Raw genomic sequence first — 25896 nt, 5'->3', positions numbered from 1 at the left:
TATGGAAGAATTACTTACAGAAACCCAGAAAGCAGACCCTGATTCAGCCCCGAAAATAATTGGTCTTACAGGAGGAATCGGTTCAGGTAAAACAACGGTAGCCCGATATATTGAAGACTGTGGTTTCCCGGTCTATTATTCTGACGACAGAGCTAAAACAATAGTGAATGATCATGAAGAAGTAAGAAACAGGATCAGGGAACTTTTAGGAACACAGGCCTATGACGAATCAGGCATTTACAACAGAAAATTCGTTGCCGGGAGAGTTTTTAATGATGATGAGTTACTTCACAGGCTCAATGAAATTATTCATCCCGCAGTACGTTTGGATTTTGAACAGTGGGTATCACAACAGACCAAGTATCTGGTTTTTAAAGAAACTGCGTTGCTGTTTGAGCTTAAATTGCACCTCCAATGTTATAAATCGCTTCTGGTTACCGCAGAAGACAATATCCGATTAAAAAGAGTGATGGATCGGGACGGAAAGACCTACCGTGAAGTAGAGACAGTCATGAATAATCAAATGCCTGAAAAGGATAAAATAAAACAGGCAGATTATATAATTTATAACAACACTAATCTGGATGATTTAAAAGAACAGACAGAACGAATTATTTTTGAAATTGAATAGAAATCTGAAGATAATTTAACCGTACATTACCATAAACCGCTTGTTAATCAGCGGTTTTTTTTATACATCTTACCGCTGTGGGTAAAAAAAATAAGCTCTCATTCCTGAGAGCTTATTTTTATATAAGAAGTTATCTGATTACTCTTTAATAAATTTCTTCTGTACAGTTCCCTGAACATCTTCTATGTCGATAACATACACTCCGTTGATCAATCTGCTTACATCAATCTTATTGTTTAAGATTAATCCCGTAGATACCATCTGTCCGGCAGAACTATAAATTTTATAATTCGCTTTCTTACTGATATTTTTAACGTTCAGAACGGTCTTCACCGGGTTAGGATAGATTAGGATATCTGTTTGATTAAGTGAGTTTGGAATGGTCTGTTTAGAAATTCTGACAGTGTAGTCTTCTACTTCGCCATTTGGAAAGCTCAGACAATTTACCGGAATTCCGTCTTTCTGCATTGCCACTCTCATCACTACATATTTATAATCTGTCATACTTACAAATGCATCTGCAGGAACACTGAAGGTAGCAGTTGCTGTAGGATTTGTATTCGGTCCGTCAGCCAGGATTCTCTCATCTAAATCGAAAGTTCCATTTCTGTTGAAGTCAATCCAGACTGCAACTCCTGTACTCGCTCCTGATGATGACGTTTTATCAATAATAATTTGATTACCTGCAGATCCCTGAATCATTTGAATATGATTTTTAACAATCCCTGTAAAATCAGAATAGTTTGAAGCAACTGACTCATTGATCATCTCCGGTTTACCTGTTGGCTTAGCCGTTACTTTTGAAATATACTCTGCTGCAGAACTGCTTGAAGACATCTGACAGTATACAACTGTCGGCGTCGTAAAGTAATATGGAGGAGTAAAATTACCCGGCGTACCGCTGCAGATATTAGCCACCTGCATTTCATATTTTGTCAGTTCCAATAATCCTGTTATTGTATAGGTATTCGTATTAACATTGATATTCGTCCAGCTTGGAATTCCCACTTTTCTATATCTCAATGTATAACTGCCCGTAGCTCCCGGACCTGTGTAAGCAGCCCATACTACTTCAGCGCTTGTTGGTGTAAGCGTAGTTATGGTTAATCCCGGAGGTGCTATTTCACAAACTCTAACTGTTGTAAATACCTGAGGATTTGACCATGGGTTTGGAGTTGTTGAGGCAATACACTTATTTCTAACCTGTACTTCATAGGTTTTGAATGAAGTTAATCCGGTAATCGTATAACTGTTAAGAGGTGGTTGTGGTACCGCAGGAGTATTCCAAGGAATAGTTCCAACCTCTCTCCACTGCAGTTCATAAGTTGCACCTGATGCAACAGGATTCCATGTCACTAATGCAGAAGTAGGAGTGATCTGTGTTATGGTAACGTTTGGAGGCGTCGGATCACATTTAGTAAGAAACTCATTATGAGAATAAACTCCAATAGTATTTCCAGCATTACATACCGCTGCAACCTCTACCTCATAATTGGTTACAGGTAATAAAACACCTGCAAAAGTATAAGTCTGGGTCGTTCCAGGAACTGCCGCCACATCTATAGGACCTGCTGCCGGAAGCCAGTTAGCTGAACCTACCGGTCTGTATCTGATTTTATAATTTGCTCCGCCAATATCCTGAGGCCACGTAATGGTAGCAGAATTATAGGTTATAGAAGCTGGTGTCACTGTAACGACAGGTGTAGCTGTACTACAAACTCTCAGTACAATATTATCAATTGCCGCCGGAGGCTGAACACCACCGAAGCCATCGTTTCTCCATTCAAATACCAAACGCATTACAGTACCTGCAAAAGCACTTAAATTAAGGTTTGCATTGGAATAAGACTGCCATGTACCCTGAAGGTTATACTGCCCTATTAATACTCTTCCAGGAGCTGCTGTAATCAATGTTCCCGGAGTTGGTAAAAAGTTAGACGGTACTAACCATACCTGTAAATAGTCAATTTTAAATGTAGTTCCTTCACCCTGTCCCTTCCAGTCGAAAGAGAAAGTTGCGATTGTCGTTCCGGTAGGAATTGTAATATCTCTATATGCCTGTACTGTGCTTGCCGTATGAGTATAAGCATTAGTTACCCCATTATCATTTGATATATATAATGACTGTGCAGGATTTCCGGCAGCACTGCCACGAACCCATTTATTGGTCTGGGTACCGTTTAACAATCCTAAATCATTACCTGTTGTAAAGTTTTGGATATAAGGAAGTGTGGCAGGAATCTGAGTAGTCATTACAGAAACCGGCTCTGATAGATCACTCTGATTTGTCGCACTGCACAAAGCTTTAACCCAAACATTATACATTGTACTTGGATTTAACCCCGGAATAGTATAACTCGTACTTGTACCTGGTATACCTGTTATCTGAGGAGTTGCAGGAGGAGTTGTCGTTGTACTGTAAAAGATCTGGTATCCATTGGCAGGCTGCACTGTAGGAGGTGTCCATGAAACAGTAGCCGTATTTCCTGTTGACCCTGTAGATATAACTCCTAAAGGTTCAATACAGGTAGGAGCAATTCTCAATCTGAAGTCATCAACTCCTAAGTACCAAGGGGCACCTGTTGAAGACACATTTACTCCGAAATTATAAGTTCCGGAAGCAGTAGGCGTATAAAATAACTTGTATTGTGTATAAGCGCTCGTCCCCTGAGTTGCATTAATGAATGCTCCCAAACTAACGGCTCCTGTGGTAGACTGCGAAGTATTCACCAAAACATTACCGGTATATCCTATATAGCTGGCAGTGGTTCCGCCTGTATTATAATAGAAAGAAAATTCATAGGTCGTACCTGCAGTCAATGCAAATCCCGGAGTCCATAACTGGCTTGCATTGGTATTACCATATTGAATTCTTACATAATTAGGAGTAGATCTCGGACCTGGAGATGTAGTAGAAAAAACGGCACTTGATGATGTCCAAGCGCTGGTTCCTGTAACCTGAGTCCAGCAAACAGGCAGTATCCCTGCCCCCAGTGATGTCATTGCATCAAAATTCTCAGTCCAAGGTAACACGGTAACCGGAGAACAAACTGTTCTGAAATTTCTTTCAGTACAAGATGCAGAAGTCGAATTTGCATTATACGAATTAACTTTATAGAAATATTGCGTACTGTTTGCCAATGGGGTTGTAAAAGTGTAAGAAGTTACATTTCCCAAGTCAATATTATTCAAAACATTTGTTCCTCCTGTGGTAGTACCTACAGTAAGTCTGTAGCCTGTAGCTCCCGGTACAGCAGCCCAGGTAATACTAGGTGTAAGAGATACACCAGCCGCTCCCGCAGCCGGAGCAGACACTGTTGGACAAGGAATTGTCTTTGTTGTAAAACTTCTTTCTGAACAAGTCGCTGATGGATTTGTAGCACTGAATGAACTAATCGTATAGTAATACTGAGTATTATACAATAACGGAGTTGTAAGCGTATACGTAGTTACATTTCCTACATTTTGGTTATTGACAATATTTGTTCCTCCAGGAGTTGTTCCTACAGAAATTCTGTAACCAGTTGCACCGTTAACGGCACCCCAGGTAAATACAGGCAGTATATCAACTCCTGTAGCTGCGGCTGCAGGTGCTGAAACAGTAGGACATGCAGGAATCGGACTTGGAGCCAATCCTAAAATAGTAACTGCAGAATTATAGCCGTTTCTTCCTCCCGCTGTAGGTGGTGTTGCAGGATCCGGATTTGTTGTATCACTTCTATAATAAATTGATCTGTTTGCTGTCGTATTATATACATACATTGCTTCTGCAAAGCCATTAGAATCATAATTTGGTGATCCTTCTTTTGCAGCAATTACCAAATTACTGGTATTATTATATGCAAAAGGAGCTGTAAAAGTAATTTCCACAACACCTGCATTATTCGTAACGGTTCCTGTAAACACCTGAGTAAGGCCTGCTACAGGAATCCAGTCTGTGGCGGAATCAAATGCCGTTTTTGTAGTATGTCCTACATATACCGTCCAGTTTGATGAATTGGTAAGAGTAGAAGAGGCATTTAAATAAAACTTTAACCCGGTTATATTTCCGGCGGCGGCGGCATTGATTTCTGTTTTAGGAAAAATCTGCTGAACATAAGAATATCCATAATAAGTACTAATAGGAGCAATACCCGTAGTAGTACTTCCGACACCAAGATTAATCTGGGCATTCATAAATGTGACTATAAACAATAGACACGAGAATAGAAATTTCTTCATAAATAGTAAATTAAGAATCCAATGAAGTATTAAAATGAGTTTTAAATCTATCAGTATGTTTATCCTCTAAATTACTGATATTATTTGTTTTGAACCAGGTTTCCGTAGTAGAAAAAAGGTATAGTTGCAATTTCTGATATCTAATAAAATAAGTCTTTTTTACCAAAAAATTTATCAAAAAATAGTGAAATTGCATTAAAGATGTAAAGAATTTCCGCATAGGCAATATTTATTATTAAATACAAATCTAATCATTTTTTGTTATTTGGTGATATTTTTAACTATTTTTTTTATTACTACCACACAAAAATCTCACTTATGATTACATAATAAAATAAATCCCCAGTAAAAACTGAGGATTTATTAAATATTAAGATGTTTTATTATTTCTTAATGAATTTGGAATTGAAAGCTTCCCTTCCTTTATCATCAATAGAAATGACATAGTTACCTTTGATTAAAGAAGATACATTAATCTTCCCGTCATTGATAGAACCACTATTTACCAACTGTCCTGTCACACTATAAATTTTATAGGTTGCTTTATCTGAAACTTTTGTAACATTTAAGAAATCAGTTACAGGGTTAGGATAGATCTGAATACCATTATTTGGATTAGATGTCTCATTTGTTGATAATGCTGATGATACGATAACATTGTAATCCTCAACTTCACCGTTAGGGAAAGATCCACAAGCAAAAGAATCTGGTATTGTAGCACCTATACTTGCAGCATTTAACAAAACAGTCACTACTCTCATTCTTAATGGAGCATTTAAAATTGCTGTTGAAGGAACAGCAAACGCTCCCGTTTTAACATTTTGTCCAAGTACTAAAGTTGTTCCTGGCATATTTAAAACTCTTTCATTTGAATCAAATACACCATTTCTGTTAAAATCAATCCATACAGCCATTGCATTATTTACAGCACCAACATTATTTACTGTAAGGGATACACTTATGGTATTATTTGTACTGTTAGGTACTAAGACTGCTTGTAAAGACGGATTGGCAGTAAAGTCTGAATAAGTGGTACCCACTGTTGTATTATTTACAGATGCCAATGTAACATTAGAAATGTAGTTAAATTGTCCACTGTTACTTGCTGCAGTACAATATGTTATTGCTGTTGTGGAGAAGTTTGTAGAAGCTGAATAAGCTCCAGAAATTCCTGAACATACAGCAGATACCTGAACTTCGTAAGCAGCCCCATCAGTCAAACCTGTTAATGAAATTGACGGTGCGGTAGAAGTTGTTTGCTGCCAGATAGACTGACCTACTATTCTGTAACGAATATTGTAAGTAGCATTTAAAATTGGTGCCCAGCTTACAGTAGCACTACTCGCAGTAATATTACTTGCAACTACGCCCGTCGGAGCAGAACCATTACACGAAGCAAATGCTGATACATTAATCTGTCCTATAGCATAAAATACATTATTTATAGAAGAGACTCTTAATTTAATAGTCTGACCATTGAGCGAAGCTGGAAAACTAAAGTTTTCAGTTCCGTCATTTGCCGTAGAAGCTGATAACACTGTCCATGTAGTACCGTTATTCGTTGTGTAATCAATTTTAACATTAGCAACGTTGTAAGGTGCAGCAGATGTACCTGCAACATCCCAATCAATAGGTGTAGGAGCTGTGGTATTTGCTGCTTGGGAATTTACTTTGAATGGTCCATCATTACCAACAATAATTGTCTGTTCTGCAAATTCACTTTGCTGCTGAGTAGGAATAACATTATTATCTCTCACTGTAACTACAAATTTAGTAGTTCTCGCAACTTTAGAAACAGATTCCCATCCATTATTAGCATTATCTAAAACACCATTTAGAACTGATGTCAACTTAGGAAAATATCTTGAAGGGCTTGTCGTAGGAGTGAGTGATCTGAAAGTAGCACCTGTAGTAGTTGATCCTATATTGTTTTTGTTAATTACTACTAATGCATTATCAGCCTCTTCCCACATATAGTTAATCGGATCATTTTCAGGATCTGTAGCAGATGCTGTCAAAACAAATGCAGTTCCTTTAGGGATATTGTACGTTGGCAAAGCTGCAATCACCGGTGGATTATTTGCAATTGTTGTTTCAACGTCACAGGTTTTAACACCTAAATTTGTCTGAATTTGCGAGATACTCACTTTATGGAAAAAGGGATCTGAGTTTGGCTGAACATCTGTATTTGCACCGGTAATCCCAGCATATCCCATGATTGTTGATCCTGAACCTGGTTCTACATTTGTAGAAGATCCTTCTAATGCATGCGCAAATGTATGGGTTCCTCCTAACTGATGACCCATTTCGTGAGCTACAAAATCAATATCAAAAGCATCCCCTACCGGATTTGTACTTTGTGTGAATGCAGATCCTTTTCCGTAAGCCGTCTGCAAATTAGGATTTGTAGAAGTTGGGGCTATACAAACACAACCTATACAGCCTGCGTTACCATTGTTACCTGCTGCATTAAACACATGTCCTATATCATAATTAGCACTTCCGACAACACTTGAAGATAAGACTTGCTGAAGTTCAAAATTGAGATTAGTATTATAAGGATCAGTTGCAGCATCAAGATAGATGATATCCGGAAAATTTTGTACATTTAAGTGTAATGCCAGATCCTTTTCAAATACAAAATTCACACGAGTCATAGTCGCATTTATTGCTGCTAAAGCTAAAGCTTTTGTACCGCCATGAAACGTCGTATATTCTCCAGTAGCAGACATTGCCAATCTCATCGTTCTATATTTCTTATCAGAACTTTTTCCAAAATCTGAAAATTGATTATTAAATGACTGTCCGGAAACTTTTAATTCATTTAATTCCGCTACTGCACCAGGATTTTCAGAAGTAGTACATGTAAAAGATTTGCCTTCGGGATTGTTTGATTTTGGATGAACTGCGTAAAGAGTTTTCGAAGAATCCTGAGCATCGATAAATTCGTATTCACCGGCTTTACTCATCATCGATTGGAAATCGTTGGGTGCTATTGAAAATCTAACAAACTTTGTGGGATCTTCAACACCTACACCTGCATACGAACCTAACTGATATTGGTCTGCCAATTCTTTAACCATAACGGGAAAACTATAAACAGCAAATTTTTCGACTTTGCCTTCCAATGTTGGTAAAGAGATATAAACAGGTTTTGCGTCAGGCCCGCTCTCCTGCGCATTTCTTAACTGAGATTTAAGTTGATCTAAATCTAATTTGTAATAAACTGCAAGATTAGCAGGTTTTATACTCGACACTCTTTTTTTTGTATCTAATTTCGGAGTGGCAGGCGTCCATTGCGCAAAAGCAGAAACACCAATCACACTACAAAACAAAGCAGTAAGCATTTTTTTCATATAATTGAATTATTTTTTATTTTCCAAATATAGTATTAATTATACATTAAATATTTATATAAGTAACCGAAAATTATTAAAATTTTGATAATTATAATTTAATCTGTAAACAGTACTTACTAAAACTGATGGTCAAAATGAATTTTCATTTCAGTTAAAAGCCCTTTAATAGATGGTTTTCAAAAAAAATCCGCCTGCACAAATTGTGAGGCGGAGTGTTATTAATTATATTGAATTATTTCTTGATAAATTTCGATCTGAATAAATCTTTTCCTTTTTCTTCAATGGTAATAACGTAAGCACCTTTTATCAATGAAGAAACATTGATTTTTCCGTCATTGACATTTCCGTTTCCAATCAACTGACCTGCTGCGCTATAAATTTTATATGCAGCTTTATCAGAGACATTGGTAACATTTAAAATCTCACTTACCGGATTAGGATATATCCGGATATTGTGGTTTGCACCAATAACATCATTTACACCCAAAACATTCGCAACAATAACATTATAATCTTCTACTTCACCGTACGTGAAAGAAGTACATGCAGCGGGTACGGAATTATAACGTAACGCAACTCTCATTTTTAATGTTTTGTTCAATACAGCAGTTGACGGAACGGTAAACGTAGAAGTCACCGGGGTTGCTGCACTCGCTGCAGAATTCATAACCATTTCACTGGTTTCAAATGTTCCATTCCTGTTAAAATCAATCCAAACCGCAACTCCTTCATTATACGTCAGGTCGGTCCATGTTTTACTTACCGAAACAGTATTGTTTGTTGAGTTGGCAACAAGATTCACAATTTTAGAAACATCTGTACCATAATCTGTATAGGTAGCAGCACCTGTTGTATTATTAAGATTTGATAAAGTAACATTTGAAATGTACTCATCTCCGGGATCCGCAGAAGTCTGGGCACAATAAACGACAGTCGATAATGTCACAAACTGAGCTAAAGGACTGTAACTACCTGTGGTACCTGAACAAACGGCAGCAATCTGCACATCGTACTTCATGCCTTCTTCCAAACCATTTAAAGTAACACTGTTAGTAGCTGATGTCACTTGCGTCCAGGTAGTTTCAGTGAATTTTTTATACCTGATCTGATAAGTGGCATTAACAATAGAATTCCAATTAAGAACAGCAGAAGACGAAGTGACATTGCTTACAGTTACATTCGTTGGCGCGCTTCCGTCACAACTTGCCGCTGCTGTTACCAGAATCTGTTTCACAGCATAAAACACATTTCCAACAGATGAAATTCTAAGCTTAATATTCTGTCCATTCAGGGAAGCCGGAAAAGCAAAACTTTCACTACCGTCATTTGGAGTTGAAGCAGACAGGACAGTCCACGTTGTTCCGTTATTTGTTGTATAATCAATCTTAACATTGGCCACATTATAAGGCGCAACATTGGTATTGACAACATCCCAATTAACTGGTGAAGTTGCAGTGTTGTGATAAACCTGCGCTGTATTAACTTTAAAAGGGCCATCATTCCCTACCATTAGCGTAATGATATCACTCTGTGTCTGTTGAGAAGTACTTGTTGGATTATTATCTCTCACGGTAACCACAAAATTAGTTTCTCTGGCAACATTAGAAACGGTTTCCCAATCTGCAGGAATGGTAAGATTTCCATTTAAGACAGATGATAATTTTGGAAAATATCTTGTTGGTGATGTTGTAGGAATTAATGATCTGAAAAGAGCTCCTGTAAGGTTATTTCCCGTAACACCTGTTACCGATGTCGAAGCAGAGTCAAACTGCTCCCAGGTGTACGTCATAGGATCTCCCTGCGGATCAGTGGCAGATGCAGTTAGCACAAATGCCGTTCCCTTAGGAATTGAATAATTCGTAAGCGGTGCAATAACAGGAGGATCATTTACAACGGTTGTTTCCACATCACACGTTTTATCCATAAGATTCTCTTCAACCTGAAGAATACTCGCTACATGAAAGTATGCATCAGAATGATTTTGTACGTCTGCACTGGTAATACCGGCATACCCCATAATTGTAGAACCTGATCCCGGCTCCATGTTGACCCCAGTCCCTTCAATGGCGTGAGAAAAAGTATGATTAGCTCCCAGTTGGTGACCCATTTCATGAGCAACATAATCAATATCAAAATTATCTCCCTGTGGAATTCCGTCAGCCGGTGAAGTGTACCCTGAACCTTTCCCTTCTGGTTCATCAACACTTGGATTAATACAGACACATCCAATGCATCCTGCATTTCCACCACCTCCTGAAGCTCCAAAAAGGTGTCCTATATCATAATTAGCATTGCCTACAATATTTGTCAGTGTATTCTGCAGTTCTAAATTCCATGCACCTCCTGCTCCTGCTGCAGCAGCAGAATATGGATCTGTTGAAGCATTGGTATAAATTACAGCAGGAAAATTTTGAACATTTAAATGAAGAGCAAAATCTTTTTCAAAAACGCCATTTACTCTAGTCATTGTAGCGTTAATTGCAGTTAAAGCTCCTGCTACAGTACCTCCATGAAATACGGTATACTCACCCGTAACAGACATCGCCAGTCTCATGGTTCTGTATTTTTTGTCAGACGTTTTGGCAAAATTGGATATACTGTTTGTGAATGATTTGCCGTTTTTATATAAATTATCCATCTGCTTCTTGGATAATATATTTTCATTCATGCTGCAGAGAAAGCCCTGCCCCTGAGTATAATGAGTTTTTGGATGAATTCCGTAAATCGTTTTATCTGAGTTTTGAGGTTCAATAAACTCATAAACTCCATTCTTTTCAATCATCGACTGAAAATCACCTGGAGCTACTGAGAATCTGACATTTTTTGAAGGGTCATCAATACCTACACCGATATAAGAACCAAGTTGATATTGATCAGCCAATTCTTTAACGACTACAGGAAAGCTATAAACTGCGAATTTTTCAATTTTACCATCTAAAGTTGGCAGAGAAATTTCCACAGGTTTTGCATTTTTCCCTGTTTCCTGAGCGTTACTCAGCTGAATTCTTATTTTATTAAGATCAAGCCTGTAATAACTTTGTACATCGGAAGATTTTTTCACCCCCTCTTCATAAGCAGCCGGGCTCCATTGTGCAGACACAGAGCCAATCATTACACTGCAGAATAAAACTGTAAAGAGTTTTTTCATTTGAATAATTATTTATTATTCAAATATACCACTAAAAAGAAACACGATTACAATGAAAAAAACATATAAAGTGTTAAAATAATACTACATTAACATTTCATAATAAAAAACAGAAATATTTTCATCAAAACACAGATTCATTACCACTTATTTTTAACAGATACAACAGCAAAATAAATCAATTGTCATCAGAATAACACAAAAATATTTTAACTTACAGCATACCATATAAAAGTTGTTTATAAGTGCAAGAGTTATTGCTTAGTAAAAAAAATCAATAAATTTCTTTCTAGAACTTGTAGGCAAGACTCCATGCGAATCCCATATTAAATTTAGATGAACTTCTACCGAAGCCGGGAACTATCATGGGTACGACTTCATCCTGTTTGGAAGTTACCATCAGGTATCTTGGCTGCATATTAACATCGATGAAAAAATTGGATTCAAAAAGCTGAACTCTCCCCCCGATCGCGCCTTCAAGCCAGAATGATGATTGTGATGATGCGGGTAATGAAACTGATGAACTGCTGCCTCCAAATCCGCGAATAGGAATTTCATAATATTCCTGGTTATAAAAAGATCCTCCTATTTTCAGTCCGCCATAGAAACCATTGAATTCATTTTCAGGATCTCTTGCTAACATATAAATACCACCCACTTTAAAGAATGGACCATTGGCTGTCGCATCATAACCATTTTTCTGATAGATATTTTTTTCAAATCCTGCCTCTATAATTGCATGGATATTTCCTTTTATTTTTGATGAAATAAAACCCTGAAACAACTGTCTATCTGAAAAAAAGGAAACTCCTGTATTCAGTACATCCACACCCACCATAAAGTTAGGTTCGTAGTGCCATTTTTCTTTTTCAGTTTTTTTATTTTCCTGAGCAGAAACCAAAACCGCTAAAAAGCTAAAAAACGAGGTAAAGATTAGTTTTGTCTTCATTTTCAATAAAGTTTTGTCCGGCTTCCAGTTTTACAACAGGAGCTGCTTTTAATAATTGACTATTTAGGTTCTCGTAATTTATTTTAGCACCGCAGCCTGGTGAAACATAAATGGATCTCGTTGTATAATTGATGCGCACTTTGGAAGAATCTCCCTTTTTTGTTCTTTTTATATACATATCAGTATAAGGAGAATTGTCAACTCTAAGTGGGACCAAGATGGAATCTGCATTTCTGCTCCATCCCAGATCAACCGTTCGAACTCCGTAATCCACATAGATTTTTAAAGAATCCAATCTTGTAATTTTGTCAGCATTTTTAAACTTAAATTTCACTCTCGGAGTTCCTTCACCGCTCTCACAAATGTCATCATCTCCACCACAGGATATTACCATCAGAGATAATATAAAGAGTAATACTAATTTTTTCATATTACATTATTTGGGGTCTAAAGCCTTTTCAATACGGAAAACCAAATCTTCGTAATGGTATTTATTCACCAGATCAGAAGATGACTGTACAGAAAGCTCTTTTTTAATAGTATTTAGATTTCCTCTGACCAATGCCGAAACATCTGATTTGTCAGAAGATTTATTATCAACGAGTTTTATCAGTGAATCAATATAATTCCTCTGAAGATTTCTTCTGTAGATATCAGTGTTTTCTTTTTTAAGAATAGAATTATTCAAATCAGAAAGCAACTCGATGACAGAATAAGTATTCGGCTCAACAGCTTCCATCTGGTACATATTCTGGAGAACCATCTGGCTTAAAATTCTTCCCAGGACACCGTTCTGAATTTCTTCAACTGTTTTTACGGGAGTTTTCCCCGTTTTATCAAAAATATCTTTTTTAATCAGCCATTGTGGGGTTGTGAAAATGTTCTCGTCTAAAAACTTCATGGCTTCCTTCTGATCTTTTTTAGCAACTGCTTCGTATACTGCACCGGATTGTTCTGCTGTTTTTGGTGTTTCCATTTGTCCACCGATATATTTTGATACGTGACCTAAATATCTTCTGAACTGAGTCGTCACCTGGTCGTACATCATATCTAGATTTGCATAATCTTCGTTGGGAGTTTTCGTCCACTTTTCTAAATTATCAATAATTCTCTGAAGATTTTTTATCCCGTATGTACTTGCAATCATGGCATTGTCACCTACCTGCTCGCTTTGTGATCTTGGGTCAAGAGGATTAGATTCTGTTCCGAACCAGAGTCTTTCATTTTTAAGATTTTTAATAACCCATTTATTCAGGTATTCTTTTTCAGCATCAGGAGTTTTGAACTGATTGAATCTCTTATATCCCCACTCAATTGCCCAATCATCATAATCCCCGATTCTTGGGAAAATTCCGGAATCACCGATATTATCTTCGGGCTGCGCCACATAGTTAAACCTGGCATAGTCCATAATTGAAGGGGTATGTCCATTTTTTTCCAGCCATTTTTTATCTCTCAACTTTTCAACAGGCACAGTAGAGCTTGATCCATAATTATGTCTTAAACCTAGGGTGTGCCCGACTTCATGGGATGAGACAAAACGAATCAGCTCACCCATGAGCTTATCCTCGAACTCAATTTTCCTTGCCCGCGGGTCATTCGGAGAAGCCTGTACAAAATACCAGTTTCTCAAGAGCATCATCACATTGTGATACCAATTGATATGACTTTCAAGAATTTCTCCAGTCCGTGGATCTGCGATGGATGGACCTGAAGCATTGGGAACATCCGAGGGCTTATACACAATCGCTGAAAACCTTGCATCCTCCAGACTCCATTCTGTATCAATTTTAGGATCCGGAACTTTTGCGACAATTGCATTTTTAAAACCTGCTTTTTCAAAAGCTTTCTGCCAGTCATTAACTCCCTGCATCAAAAATGGCACCCATTTTTTTGGCGTTGCAGGATCTATATAGAACACAATCGGTTTTGCGGGTTCTACCAATTCTCCTTTATTGTATTTATCTACATCCTGAGGTTTTGGCTCAAGACGCCATCTCTTAACCAGTGAAATCTTTTTTACTCCCTGAGGATCAAGATCAAAATCTGTATATCCAACTGTAAAATATCCAACCCTCGGATCAAAATACCTGGACTGCATTTTATTTTCAGGAAGAAGTACAAATGAAGAATTGATTTCAACAGTGTAATTTCCACTTACTTTTGGAGCAATAGCCCCCGGCACCGCAGGTGTCGCAGGTCTTCCTAAAGTTCTTGCAAAAGTTTTGGTCGTGTTAATTTCAATATTTGTAGGAAAAGATTTTACAAAATTTACGAACGACATCTCTTTCTGGAAATTTCCTACTCTGTAATTGTCTTTAGACCATACAGAAAAAGAAGTCAGTTCGTTATCAGAATTTAAAACATCTGTCACTTCAATAACAGAAGAATTTTTCTTAATTCCATAAGCCTTGATATCAAAAGATTTAATGATCGACTGCACATTGTTCCGGGTTACAGAATTGTACATGTCTGATGTGGAATCGCGGGCGTAATCGACATGGGAAATTGATCTTAATAAAATCTTATCTTTCTGACCTTTTTCGAAGGCAATGACCTGCTGACCAATCTGGTCTCCGGCATACCCGGAAGTTCCGGAACGCATTCCCGCAGCCGCTTTTGTCAATCTTGTAACGAGAAGAAATTCCTTCTTCAGCATTGCGTCAGGAATCTCGAAATAATATTTATCGTCAACTTTATGAACTGTAAAAACTCCCTGATCCGAAACCGCCTTATCCGTAATGATTTCTTTGAAAGGTTTAATCAGAATTTTCTTTTTATCATCCTTTTTAACTTTAGCTGTATCTGTTTTTGAAGCAACAGAATCTTTATTTTTTTCCTGAGAAAATAAATTCTGCTGGAAAAATACCAAGGCTGCCAATACGAAGAATGCTTTACAGTTTTTTATCATGTCAATATCTGATTTATATATTCAAATTTAAAAATAATTATTTCTTGACCAATAATGCTATATTTTCCACATGATGCGTTTGTGGAAACATGTCTACCGGTAAAATTTTCACTAAAGTATAATGCTCTTTCATTAAAGCCAGATCTCTTGCCTGTGTTGCTGAATTACAACTAACATACACTACCTTTTCAGGAGCAAGCTTTAGGATCTGCTCAACAACTTTCTGGTGCATTCCGTCTCTTGGCGGGTCGGTAATCAATACATCTGCTTTTGGATGATTTTCTAAAAACTCATCATTAAAGACATTTTTCATATCTCCACAATAAAAGGTTGTATTGGTCAAACCATTCAGCTCAGCATGTTCAATCGCCGCATCAATTGCTTCCTGCACAGACTCAATACCAATAACCTGTTTTGCATTTCGCGCAACATACTGTGCAATCGTTCCAGTTCCTGTATATAGATCATAAACCACTTCATCTCCTTTTAAATCGGCAAATTCCAGTGTTTTTCTATATAATTCCAGGGCTTGTTTATAATTGGTCTGGAAAAAAGATTTAGGACCGATTTTAAATTTTAACCCATCCATTTCTTCCATTAAAAAACCATCCCCAAAATAAGTATTGACATTTAAATCGTAGATTGAATCATTCTGTTTAGGATTGATGGCGTAAACCAATGTTTTGATTTGCGGGAATTGCTCCAAAAGGTAATCAAAAAGTTTTATCCTGTTTGCTTTTTCCTCTCTGTATAACTGAAAAAGAACCATCCATTCTCCTTGGGAATTCTGTCTCATCATCAGGGTTCTTAAGAAGCCTTCCTGATTTCTTACATCAAAGAAGTCCAATCCATTCTCAATTCCGAAATTTCTGACCGCGAGACGAATAGCATTGGAGGGATCTTCCTGTAACCAACATTCTTTTAAATCTAAAATCTTGCTCCACATTCCGGGAATATGGAAACCGAGAGCATCCCTGCTTCCGTAATTTTCTTCAGAACTGATTTCGTATTGTGTCAGCCATCTTGCATTAGAAAAAGAAAATTCCATTTTATTTCTGTAGAAATACTGTTCTTCTGCTCCTAAAATAGGAACGGTTTCAAAATCTTCAATTCCGCCAATTCTCTTAATATTATTATAAACCTCTTCCTGTTTAAAATCAAGCTGCTTTTCATAGCTCATATTCTGCCATTTGCAGCCTCCGCAAGTCCCAAAATGAATACATTTAGGTTCTACTCTGAAAGGAGATTTTTCAACAATTTCTTTTACTTCAGCCTCAAAATATTTGGACTTCGACTTTTTAACTCTTACATTCACTATATCACCGGGGATTCCTCCTGAAACCAAAACAGTCTTACCTTCCTCCGTCTTTCCAATGGCAACACCTTTAGCGCCTGCAGTTATAAGTTTTATATTCTCGAGAATTACATCTTTCTTCTTTCTCATATCAATTCTATGACTACGGATCCAACTTTCTACTTTTATCCCCGTAAATTTTCTATTTTTTTCTATACACTGATTCACCATAAGGTTTCACGTTGCAAAAATACAATAAAAAAAACCTTATCAGAAGACAAGGTTTTTTTATATTGTGTGAATTTTATTATTTTGTCTGAGCTGGCTGCTGAGGAGCCTCCTGTACAGGAGGAGCAGGCTGTGTTGACGGATCCATATTCATCTGCGGCATCATCTGCTGTTGAGGAGCAGCCTTTGGTGCAGAAAGACCTGTTTGTTTATCTAAAATCGTAATCAAATCCTGGTCGCCTAAGTTGACAAAAGATCTGCTCGCAATCTTACCGTTTTTATCTACAACAATAAAGTTTGGCAATTTAAATCCGTAAACTCCGTATTTTTTTGCTATGTCAGAATTAAGACCTCCTTCTGCATAAACATTAGTTCCCTGAATTCCTTTCATCATCGCATTGCTTGTTTTAGTAAACTGATCTTTTGTGTCGTCAAGGTTGACGAAAACAAAATTCATTTTAGACTTATAGAAGTTCACAACCTCTTTCAATACAGGTACTGTACCTTCAGAGATGTACGGGTTCCATGATGCATAAAAAACAAGTACGTAAGGTTTCCCTTTGTTCTCGCTTAATTTATAAGATTTTCCGTCTGCTTTTATCAATGAAGCTTCAGGAGCATCATCACCAATTTTAAATCCATTGATCGTAAACTGCATTTTTTTGATATCAGCTTTGATTCCTGAATCTTTAATATCTTCTTCAATAATCTTCTTAATTTTATCAGCTGTCTTAGCAGGAGTCTGCGGATGTATATCTGACTGAGCCATTACAAATGCCAACAGATAATCTTTGGTAATCTGTGAAACTTCTTTTTGGGATTTCAGAAATTCATTAAACAGTTCCGATGTGGTGATATCTGTTTTTCCTTTACTTTTCGCTTCTGCAAATTTTTGGAAATCGGGACTCATTTTTGTTAAAAGATACTGTCTGTAGAAAGGGCTTGTTTTTACCATTTCGTCATTGTTTTCTTTTAACTTGTTTTCATAATCCGTAAATACTTTCCCCATTTTAAAAGAAGGATTACCTGAAATCTGCTTTTTAGTCATTTCATAATTGACCAGAAGATTAAGAATAGCAGTTTTTGCATCTGTTTTTTTCCACTCTACCACTTCTTTACCCGGATTGTATTTTTTTACATTCTCTTCGATATTTTTGTTGATATCAGCTTCGATTTTCTGCATTCCTTTCACATATTTCGCTTCATCCCCTGCCATCAGTTCCTGAATATTCAGTCCCTGACCATAAGTAGAAAGAAATTTCTGGCTCGCCTGAAAGAAATCATTGTCATTTTTGGCATCACCGGTCACCACATATTCGTTCGGGAATGTAGCAGCACTTCCAGAAATATTAACAGTCTGTCCCCCCTTCAGGAAGATTAAGTTTTGCTTACCAGCATAGTTAATAACATACATTCCATTTTTAGGCGCTTCAAAACTTCCTGCGAAATTTCCGTCTTTATCTAAGCCCATATTGATTAACGGCAATGTTGCAACACCGGAAGCCTCGACAAATTCGACTCTCTCTAAGGGAGCACTTCCTGCGATTTTTCCTTTTACTTCAACTTTTTTTGAACAAGACATTACAAATATTGCAATGACAAACAACAAAAGATATTTTTTCATTTTTGATTTTAATAATTGCACAAAAATAGGTTTTTTGATAAACTTACAACAATTCAATAATTCATTTTATGAAAGATTTAACTAAATAAATAATTTTCTTTACATCGTGAAATTCTCTTTTCTTTTAAATACAATATTTTATCATAAATGAGTTTGTCAGTAATCAAAAATTCAGAATCAATTTTTAGTTGTATCGAGTGAAAAATAATTGAATTCCAGAAGAAAAAAAACTACAGCAGATAAAAAAGACTCCAGGAAATATTCCCTGGAGTCTTTTATGATTTATTTTAAAAACAGATTATCCTCTGTCTGCATAAGCAGCCAGATACTCTCTGTTCATTCTTGCAATGTTCTCAAGAGAAATACCTTTAGGACATTCCACTTCACAGGCTCCCGTATTTGAACAGTTACCGAAGCCTTCCTCATCCATGGCTTTCACCATATTTAAAACTCTTCTCTTAGCTTCTACTCTACCCTGAGGTAAAAGAGCATACTGAGAAACTTTTGCTCCGACAAATAACATTGCAGAACCATTCTTACAAGACGCTACACAAGCACCACAACCGATACATGCAGCGGCATCCATTGCCTTATCAGCATCTTCTTTAGGAACAGGAATAGCATTCGCATCCAAAGTATTTCCTGAAGTGTTTACCGAAATAAATCCACCTGCAGCCATTACTCTGTCAAACGCGCTTCTGTCAACCATCAAATCTTTGATGACAGGGAAAGCAGCACTTCTCCATGGTTCGATCACGATCGTTTCACCGTCTTTGAACATTCTCATGTGAAGCTGACAGGTTGTAATTCCGGTATCGGGTCCGTGAGCTCTTCCGTTGATATAGAGAGAACACATCCCGCAGATTCCTTCACGACAGTCGTGGTCGAAAGCAATGGGCTCTTTTCCTTCGTTAATTAAATTTTCGTTCAGAATGTCCAACATTTCTAAGAAAGAAGAATCTGTAGAAACATCTGATATTTTGTAGGTCTCAAATTGACCTTTAGTCTTTGTATTTTTCTGTCTCCAAATTTTCAGCGTAAGATGAAGGCCTTTTTTTGCACTCATAATTTTATATTTATAGGTTGGAGATTATTTGTAACTTCTCGCTTTAACTTCGATATTGTCATAGATCAGATCTTCTTTATGCAATACTTCCTGCTTGATATCATCACCCTGATATTCCCACGCTCCAACATATTTGAAGTTGACATCATCTCTTTCTGCTTCCCCTTCCGGAGTAGCATGATCTTCTCTGAAATGCCCTCCGCAAGATTCATTTCTATGCAAAGCATCGATTGCCATTAGCTGTCCCAATTCGATAAAGTCAGCTACCCTGAATGCTTTTTCAAGCTCTGTATTCATTCCTTCAGCTTCACCCATGACTTTCACATTCTTCCAGAAATCTTTCTTTACTTCATCGATTTCTGCAATGGCCTCTCTCAAACCTTCAGGAGTTCTTCCCATTCCAACCTTATTCCACATAATGTGTCCCAATTGTTTATGGAAATAATCCACTGAATGTGTTCCTTTATTATTCACAAAGAAATCTACTTTGCTTTTAATTTCTTTTTCAGCTTCGTCAAATTCAGCAGAAGCAGTAGGAATTTCTCCTGTTCTGATATCTGCAGAAAGATAGTCTGCAATGGTGTAAGGGAGCACGAAGTAACCATCTGCCAAACCTTGCATCAATGCAGAAGCTCCCAATCGGTTGGCTCCATGGTCTGAGAAGTTAGCCTCACCAATTACGAAACATCCCGGAATGGTAGACTGCAGGTTATAATCAACCCAAACCCCACCCATTGTATAATGAACTGCAGGATAAATCTTCATTGGAGTTTTATAAGGATCATCAGCAGTAATCTTTTCATACATGACGAATAGGTTACCATATTTTTCTTCGATCCAGGCTTTTCCAAGATCATAAATCTGTTGATCTGTAGGATTCTGAATATGTTTTTCAATGGCAGATTCTTTACCTTTCTTCATGATCTCCGTAGAGAAATCCAGGTAAACACCTTCTTTAGTTTCGTTATTTTCTATCCCAAAACCAGCATCACATCTTTCTTTACCGGCTCTGGACGCCACATCACGAGGAACAAGATTTCCAAATGCAGGATATCTTCTTTCCAAATAGTAATCTCTGTCTTCTTCTTTAATATTTTCCGGTCTAAGCTTACCTTCTCTGATGGCTACCGAATCTTCAATTTTCTTTGGAACCCAGATTCTTCCTGAGTTTCTGAGAGATTCAGACATCAAAGTAAGTTTAGACTGCTGTGTCCCGTGAACCGGAATACAGGTCGGGTGAATCTGAACATAACAAGGATTTGCAAAATAAGCTCCTTTTTTATGAATCTTCCAGGCTGCAGAAACGTTTGAACCCATCGCATTCGTTGAAAGGAAATATACGTTTCCGTAACCTCCTGATGCAATAACAACTGCGTGAGCTGAGTGTCTTTCGATTTCACCTGTCACCAGGTTTCTTGCGATAATCCCTCTGGCTTTTCCGTCAACAATGACCAACTCAAGCATTTCGTGACGGTTGTACATTTTCACTCTTCCCTTTCCGATCTGACGGCTTAATGAAGAATATGCACCTAACAGCAGCTGTTGACCAGTCTGACCTTTTGCGTAGAATGTTCTTTTAACCTGAACTCCACCAAATGAACGGTTATCTAATTGTCCGCCATAATCTCGACCAAATGGAACTCCCTGAGAAACACACTGGTCGATAATATTTGCAGAAACTTCAGCTAATCTGTAAACGTTTGCCTCTCTTGCTCTATAATCTCCACCTTTAATAGTGTCATAAAATAGTCTGTAAGTAGAGTCACCGTCTCCCTGATAATTTTTAGCAGCATTAATACCACCCTGAGCTGCAATAGAGTGCGCTCTTCTCGGTGAATCCTGATAACAGAATGCCTTTACATTATATCCTTGCTCAGCTAGGGTAGCTGCCGCAGAACCTCCTGCCAAACCTGTACCTACAACAATAACATCAATTTTATCACGGTTGTTAGGCGCAACAAGGTTCATATGGTCTTTATGATTTTTCCATTTATCCTTAAGCGGACCAGCTGGAATTCTAGAATCTAATTTACTCATATTAGTATATTGAAATTATTGAGTTACGTAATGAAAAACTGCGATGAAAATAAAACCAAGCGGGATAAGGATTGAATACCAATTTCCAAACGCCTTGATCACCGGTGTATATTTTGGATGTCTAGCTCCGATTGACTGAAATGAAGACTGGAATCCGTGTGCCAGGTGTAAACCAAGCAATCCGAATGCAACTACATAAAGAATCACTCTCCAAAGATCATGAAACTTGTGGTGAAGTTCTACCCAATATCTGGTTTCGTCCGGTGTATTTGCCTGAATGTACTTATAGTTCATTTCAGGAAAATAAAAATCATAAAAATGCAATACAAGGAATGCTAAAATCACAGCACCGGAAATAATCATATTTCTTGACATCCATGTAGAGTTAGCAGAACCTTTGTTATCGGCATATTTAATAGGACGCGCCTTGTTATTTCTTATTTCTAAGATGAATCCCATTACAAAATGGAATATTACAGCAAACATTAAAATAGGTTGCATCAGGAACTGAACCGCCGGATTATACCCCATAAAATGAGAAGCTGAATTGAAAACATCTTCACTGAAAACAGATGTCATGTTGGTGGATAAATGCATGATCAGAAAAATCAGCAAAAACATTGCTGAAAGTGCCATAGCATATTTCCTGCCTATCGAAGAACTTGTTAAACCTGCCATATTGAGTTTAAATTTGATTTTCCACAAAATTAAGGAATGTTAATAAAACTAAAAAGTGAGAAATCTCACTATTAGGCAGTTTGTAATCTTTCTAAATAACATTGAAAAACATCAGTAATGCAGGAAAATTTTAAAAAATCAATAATTATTTCAATTCATAAATACGGTTGTTAAAAACAACTTTTTCTGATGAAGAAGGAAGTATTTTGACAGCAACATTTTTTATTCTGCGGGAGGACAGATAAGGATTTACAATATACTGCTGAATTTTTTTTGACTCATGTATATTCTCAACCCAGAAACAGACAGAATCCCCTTTCTTTACAGAAAACACCTTGCCTCTTTTATAGTGATATACCAAAATTTCCTCCTGTTGATTTTCATATATGTTCCAGGAAGTTCGTATTATAAAAAACAGCAAAACTGATAACGTAAACTTGGCGGTATTTTTAAATGTATGCCTGACGATGACAAATCTTAAAAGATAAATCACAACAAACATCAAAAAAGCCTCAACTCCAGTCATCGAAATATTCTCAAAAAAGAAACATTCAAAATCTGCAAACCAATGGATTGTGTTCAACAGCAGCTCAATAATAAAATCATAAATCATGCTGATGAACCCGAAATCAAAACCTCCTGCCATCAAACCGGTCATTAAAAAAGAAAAGATGATAATTACCTCTGAAAAAGGAACGATGAAAAAGTTGGCAATAATTGAAATAAAAGAGAACTGATGAAAATAACATAAAACCAAAGGCAGCGTTGCCAGTTGGGCAGAAAGAGAAATGGAAATGGTGTTGAAGATGATTTTTTTCAGGTAGTTATCCTGTCTGGGTAAATACTTTAAAATAGGCTGATTGAGCCAGTAAATCCCTAAAACTGCCAGAAAGCTCAACTGAAATCCTACATCAAATAACTGCTGGGTATCAATGATAAGAATTACAAAAGCAGAAAGAGCCAAAGAATGCAGCAAATCCGATTTTCTTTGTAGCAACACATAAATGAAATAAACCGTTAACATAATACAGGAACGTACAACCGAACTTCCAAAACCAATGAACAAAGCAAAAATCCAGATAAACATCAAACTCAAGATAATAACGGATTTCCTGAATCTTAAAGGCAGGAATTTCATTAAAACAAAATAAAGCATTCCGAAAATAACCACAACATGCGTTCCTGAAATAGCCAGAAAATGCATCAGACCCGATCGGTTAAAATCCTGTAAAGTCTCTGAATCAGTCTCTGTACGATCCGCAAGAATAATCCCTTTTAAAAACTCCTGACTTTTTGATGACATTTGAGAATGATTGATGCGCCGCAGAACCTCTAGTCTTTCCTGACGTATTCTTTCACCGAATGGAAGATCTGTTCTGACTGTAGATGCAATCTCACCATTACTATAACACTGATAAAAAATATTTCTCCGCTGAAGATATTTTGAATAATCAAACTGAAAATCATACTCAGGAGCCTTCGGCTGACTTATAAAAGTTTCAGCTCTGTAATAATGCTCAAAATCAAGCTCTTTACTTTCTTTTGGAATCAGTAAAACAGACTTAAAAGTTTCTTTTCCGGCCTTTGCAAAGATTTCATATTTCTTATTCTTATCAGTAGAATTTAATTTCTGAGAAACTTTAAAAATAATCCTTTCATTAGAATTGGGTAAATTTTTGGGCGCTTCCGGATAATTTAGATAATGCAGGTTAATTCCCAATCCAAAAAAGAAAGCAAAAAGCAAGAGAAGGCTGACTTTTGCTATTAAATAAGATTTGAAGAATCGGGATATAAAAACAAAAGCACAGAAAACTGCTGTGGAAAAAATAAAATTTCTGTCAAAAGAAAAGTAATCCTGAAATAAAATTCCAGAGATAAAGCAGCAAACCAGTATAAGAAGTGGCTGTTTGTTCAATTTTCATCATTTTGTATGACTAAAATAATAAAAATCTGAAAACTTATCCTTAAAATTTATCTGATTTTTAAAATAATATCTGCTGCATGATCACTTGCTCCTTTACCTCCCAGCTTACTGCGTAAAATTTCATATTCTGAGAGCATTGTATTTCTATCTTCCCCCTTAAGAATTAACTGCAGTTCCCTAACAAGATTCTGAGTATTTAATTCACTTTGAATCAACTCTTTAACCACCTCTCTATCCATAATAAGATTAACAAGCGAAATATATTTAATATGTTTTACCAATCTTTTTGCAATAGCATAGGAAATCTTACTGCCACGATAGCATACGACCTCCGGAACATTTAATAAAGCAGTTTCAAGGGTTGCAGTTCCCGAAGTGACTAAAGCAGCTTTAGAACACCTCAGCAAATCATAGGTTTTATTAGAAACAAAATGCACATTCTCATCTACGTATTTCTGATAAAAATCTTTTTCGAGACTTGGCGCTCCTGCTATAACAAACTGATAATCTTCAAAATAAGGTCTTACAGACAACATAATCTCTAACATCTTTTCGACTTCCTGCTTCCTTGATCCGGGTAGAAGAGCAATAATCTCTTTTTTATTTAAATCATTTTCTCTTTTAAAACCTTCTTTATCAATATCATCCAGCGAAGAAATCGCATCAAGCAGAGGATGACCCACAAAATGAGATTTCACATGATGTTTTTGATAAAATTCTTTTTCAAAAGGAAGAATTACCATCATTTCATCAACGTATTTTTTGATGATTTCCACTCTTCCTTCTTTCCATGCCCATAATTGGGGTGAGATATAATAAACAACCTTTATCCCCAGTTCTTTCGCAAATTTTGCGATTCTCAGATTGAAGCCCGGATAATCGATAAGAATTAAAACATCGGGTATGTTATTTCGTATATCAGCTTTACAGAATTTAATATTGTTCAGAATTGTTTTCAGATTCATCGCTACCTCAAGAAACCCCATAAATGCCAAATCACGGTAATGCTTAACAAGCGTCCCGCCTTGTTCTTTCATCAGATCACCGCCCCAGAACCTGAATTCTGAATCAGGATCTTTACTTTTTAAAGATTTCATTAAATTACTTCCGTGCAGATCTCCGGATGCTTCACCGGCAATAATGTAATATTTCATGGATGATCATGGATATATGATGAATGATTTTATCTATCAAAATGAAAGCTTCAGTCATCAGAATTCAAATTATAATTAAGTAAATTTGCTTCAAAGATAATCATAAAAAAATGTCAGAAGAATTTGAAATAAAAAATAAAGTCGCCTCCAGCGGACTGGTTAATTTTGACCTCACGGATTTGGTTCCGAAAGGTATAAGAAAAGGCATTGATCTTAAAGATTTTCTGTTCATGGAGATGATTCTCAAAGAAAAAGATTTCCGTGAAAAAGTTGCCGCAATTAATCCCGAAGATTATCAGGATCAGTATGTATATATTTATAATTCAGCTGATGCTATTGTTCCACTTTGGGCTTACTTTTTAATTACTGCTAAATTAACTGATGTTACAAAAAAAATAATTTTCGGAAATAAAGAAGATTTAGAGGTCATTTTAATGCACAATGCCATTCAGACCCATGATTTTGAGGATTTAAAGGGAAAAAGAGTTTTGGTAAAAGGCTGTTCTGATAAAGAAATTCCAGAAAATGCGTACATTGAATTGGTAGAACAGCTGAAACCGATTGTGAAATCACTGATGTTTGGTGAAGCCTGTTCAAATGTTCCGATCTTTAAGAATTAACGGCATACATACTGCTGAAAAGCATAAGCTTTGTGATTAAAGTCAATATGAG

The 25896-nt window shown here is 36.7% G+C and carries 15 protein-coding genes; 2 read left to right on the top strand and 13 right to left on the bottom strand.

The features are described from left to right. Position 1: 1 nt before the first annotated feature. Positions 2–631 (top strand): dephospho-CoA kinase, encoded by a 630-nt coding sequence (gene coaE / locus AC2A07_RS08715; RefSeq protein ID WP_484050068.1) that lies wholly within the window; start codon positions 2–4, stop codon positions 629–631. A gap of 138 nt (positions 632–769) precedes the next feature. Here the strand turns inward: coaE and AC2A07_RS08710 are convergent, their stop codons facing one another. The 13 genes from AC2A07_RS08710 to lpxB all read right to left on the bottom strand — a co-directional run bounded on the left by AC2A07_RS08710 (position 770) and on the right by lpxB (position 25224). Beyond that, a complete protein-coding gene (locus AC2A07_RS08710; RefSeq protein WP_484050067.1) occupies positions 770–4852 on the bottom strand; it encodes a fibronectin type III domain-containing protein in 4083 nt (1360 codons plus the stop codon). 383 nt (positions 4853–5235) lie between these two features. Continuing rightward, a complete protein-coding gene (locus AC2A07_RS08705) occupies positions 5236–8208 on the bottom strand; it encodes a reprolysin-like metallopeptidase (RefSeq protein ID WP_484050066.1) in 2973 nt (990 codons plus the stop codon). A 235-nt stretch (positions 8209–8443) separates the two neighbouring features. Beyond that, positions 8444–11359: a reprolysin-like metallopeptidase gene (locus AC2A07_RS08700; RefSeq protein WP_484050065.1), complete on the bottom strand. Its 2916-nt coding sequence runs from the start codon at positions 11357–11359 to the stop codon at positions 8444–8446. 289 nt (positions 11360–11648) lie between these two features. Then, a complete protein-coding gene (locus AC2A07_RS08695) occupies positions 11649–12308 on the bottom strand; it encodes a DUF6048 family protein (protein WP_484050064.1) in 660 nt (219 codons plus the stop codon). Continuing rightward, the gene (locus AC2A07_RS08690) at positions 12274–12738 is read right to left on the bottom strand and encodes a DUF6452 family protein (RefSeq protein ID WP_484050063.1); all 465 of its coding nucleotides are present in this window, start codon (positions 12736–12738) and stop codon (positions 12274–12276) included. The genes AC2A07_RS08695 and AC2A07_RS08690 overlap by 35 nt, the downstream gene beginning before the upstream one ends. A 6-nt stretch (positions 12739–12744) precedes the next feature. Further along, on the bottom strand, positions 12745–15219 hold the full coding sequence (locus AC2A07_RS08685; RefSeq protein ID WP_484050062.1) for a zinc-dependent metalloprotease: 2475 nt from the start codon (positions 15217–15219) through the stop codon (positions 12745–12747). 37 nt (positions 15220–15256) lie between these two features. Further along, positions 15257–16663: a 23S rRNA (uracil(1939)-C(5))-methyltransferase RlmD gene (rlmD, locus tag AC2A07_RS08680; RefSeq protein ID WP_484050061.1), complete on the bottom strand. Its 1407-nt coding sequence runs from the start codon at positions 16661–16663 to the stop codon at positions 15257–15259. A 157-nt stretch (positions 16664–16820) separates the two neighbouring features. Then, complete coding sequence (locus AC2A07_RS08675; protein ID WP_314495463.1) at positions 16821–18365, bottom strand: redoxin family protein; 1545 nt, start codon at positions 18363–18365, stop codon at positions 16821–16823. A 298-nt stretch (positions 18366–18663) separates the two neighbouring features. Continuing rightward, entirely contained in the window at positions 18664–19431 is a 768-nt protein-coding gene (locus AC2A07_RS08670) for a succinate dehydrogenase/fumarate reductase iron-sulfur subunit (protein ID WP_314495451.1), read from the bottom strand. 24 nt (positions 19432–19455) lie between these two features. Continuing rightward, positions 19456–21468 carry a fumarate reductase/succinate dehydrogenase flavoprotein subunit gene (locus tag AC2A07_RS08665; RefSeq protein WP_314495449.1) on the bottom strand — a complete coding sequence of 671 codons (2013 nt, stop codon included), beginning with the start codon at positions 21466–21468 and terminating at the stop codon, positions 19456–19458. Positions 21469–21483: 15 nt separating this feature from the next. Further along, complete coding sequence (locus AC2A07_RS08660) at positions 21484–22146, bottom strand: succinate dehydrogenase cytochrome b subunit (RefSeq protein WP_314495446.1); 663 nt, start codon at positions 22144–22146, stop codon at positions 21484–21486. Positions 22147–22291: 145 nt separating this feature from the next. Further along, on the bottom strand, positions 22292–24061 hold the full coding sequence (locus AC2A07_RS08655; RefSeq protein ID WP_484050060.1) for a ComEC/Rec2 family competence protein: 1770 nt from the start codon (positions 24059–24061) through the stop codon (positions 22292–22294). A gap of 56 nt (positions 24062–24117) precedes the next feature. Then, positions 24118–25224 (bottom strand): lipid-A-disaccharide synthase, encoded by a 1107-nt coding sequence (gene lpxB / locus AC2A07_RS08650; protein ID WP_484050059.1) that lies wholly within the window; start codon positions 25222–25224, stop codon positions 24118–24120. 110 nt (positions 25225–25334) lie between these two features. Here lpxB and AC2A07_RS08645 point away from each other — a divergent pair, with 110 nt between their 5' ends. Continuing rightward, complete coding sequence (locus AC2A07_RS08645) at positions 25335–25844, top strand: DUF2480 family protein (RefSeq protein ID WP_484050058.1); 510 nt, start codon at positions 25335–25337, stop codon at positions 25842–25844. Positions 25845–25896: the final 52 nt, after the last annotated feature.

Source organism: Chryseobacterium sp. HNCC26DJ238, assembly GCF_057180465.1.
Note: the sequence above shows the minus strand (reverse complement) of the source record. Positions and strands in the feature narration are given on the sequence as shown.

Bases quoted from the DNA above. Each gene is read 5' to 3' on its own strand.
- coaE (WP_484050068.1), top strand. From the start codon at position 2: ATGGAAGAATTACTTACAGAAACCCAGAAAGCAGACCCTGATTCAGCC.
- AC2A07_RS08710 (WP_484050067.1), bottom strand. From the start codon at position 4,852: ATGAAGAAATTTCTATTCTCGTGTCTATTGTTTATAGTCACATTTATG.
- AC2A07_RS08705 (WP_484050066.1), bottom strand. From the start codon at position 8,208: ATGAAAAAAATGCTTACTGCTTTGTTTTGTAGTGTGATTGGTGTTTCT.
- AC2A07_RS08700 (WP_484050065.1), bottom strand. From the start codon at position 11,359: ATGAAAAAACTCTTTACAGTTTTATTCTGCAGTGTAATGATTGGCTCT.
- AC2A07_RS08695 (WP_484050064.1), bottom strand. From the start codon at position 12,308: ATGAAGACAAAACTAATCTTTACCTCGTTTTTTAGCTTTTTAGCGGTT.
- AC2A07_RS08690 (WP_484050063.1), bottom strand. From the start codon at position 12,738: ATGAAAAAATTAGTATTACTCTTTATATTATCTCTGATGGTAATATCC.
- AC2A07_RS08685 (WP_484050062.1), bottom strand. From the start codon at position 15,219: ATGATAAAAAACTGTAAAGCATTCTTCGTATTGGCAGCCTTGGTATTT.
- rlmD (WP_484050061.1), bottom strand. From the start codon at position 16,663: ATGAGAAAGAAGAAAGATGTAATTCTCGAGAATATAAAACTTATAACT.
- AC2A07_RS08675 (WP_314495463.1), bottom strand. From the start codon at position 18,365: ATGAAAAAATATCTTTTGTTGTTTGTCATTGCAATATTTGTAATGTCT.
- AC2A07_RS08670 (WP_314495451.1), bottom strand. From the start codon at position 19,431: ATGAGTGCAAAAAAAGGCCTTCATCTTACGCTGAAAATTTGGAGACAG.
- AC2A07_RS08665 (WP_314495449.1), bottom strand. From the start codon at position 21,468: ATGAGTAAATTAGATTCTAGAATTCCAGCTGGTCCGCTTAAGGATAAA.
- AC2A07_RS08660 (WP_314495446.1), bottom strand. From the start codon at position 22,146: ATGGCAGGTTTAACAAGTTCTTCGATAGGCAGGAAATATGCTATGGCA.
- lpxB (WP_484050059.1), bottom strand. From the start codon at position 25,224: ATGAAATATTACATTATTGCCGGTGAAGCATCCGGAGATCTGCACGGA.
- AC2A07_RS08645 (WP_484050058.1), top strand. From the start codon at position 25,335: ATGTCAGAAGAATTTGAAATAAAAAATAAAGTCGCCTCCAGCGGACTG.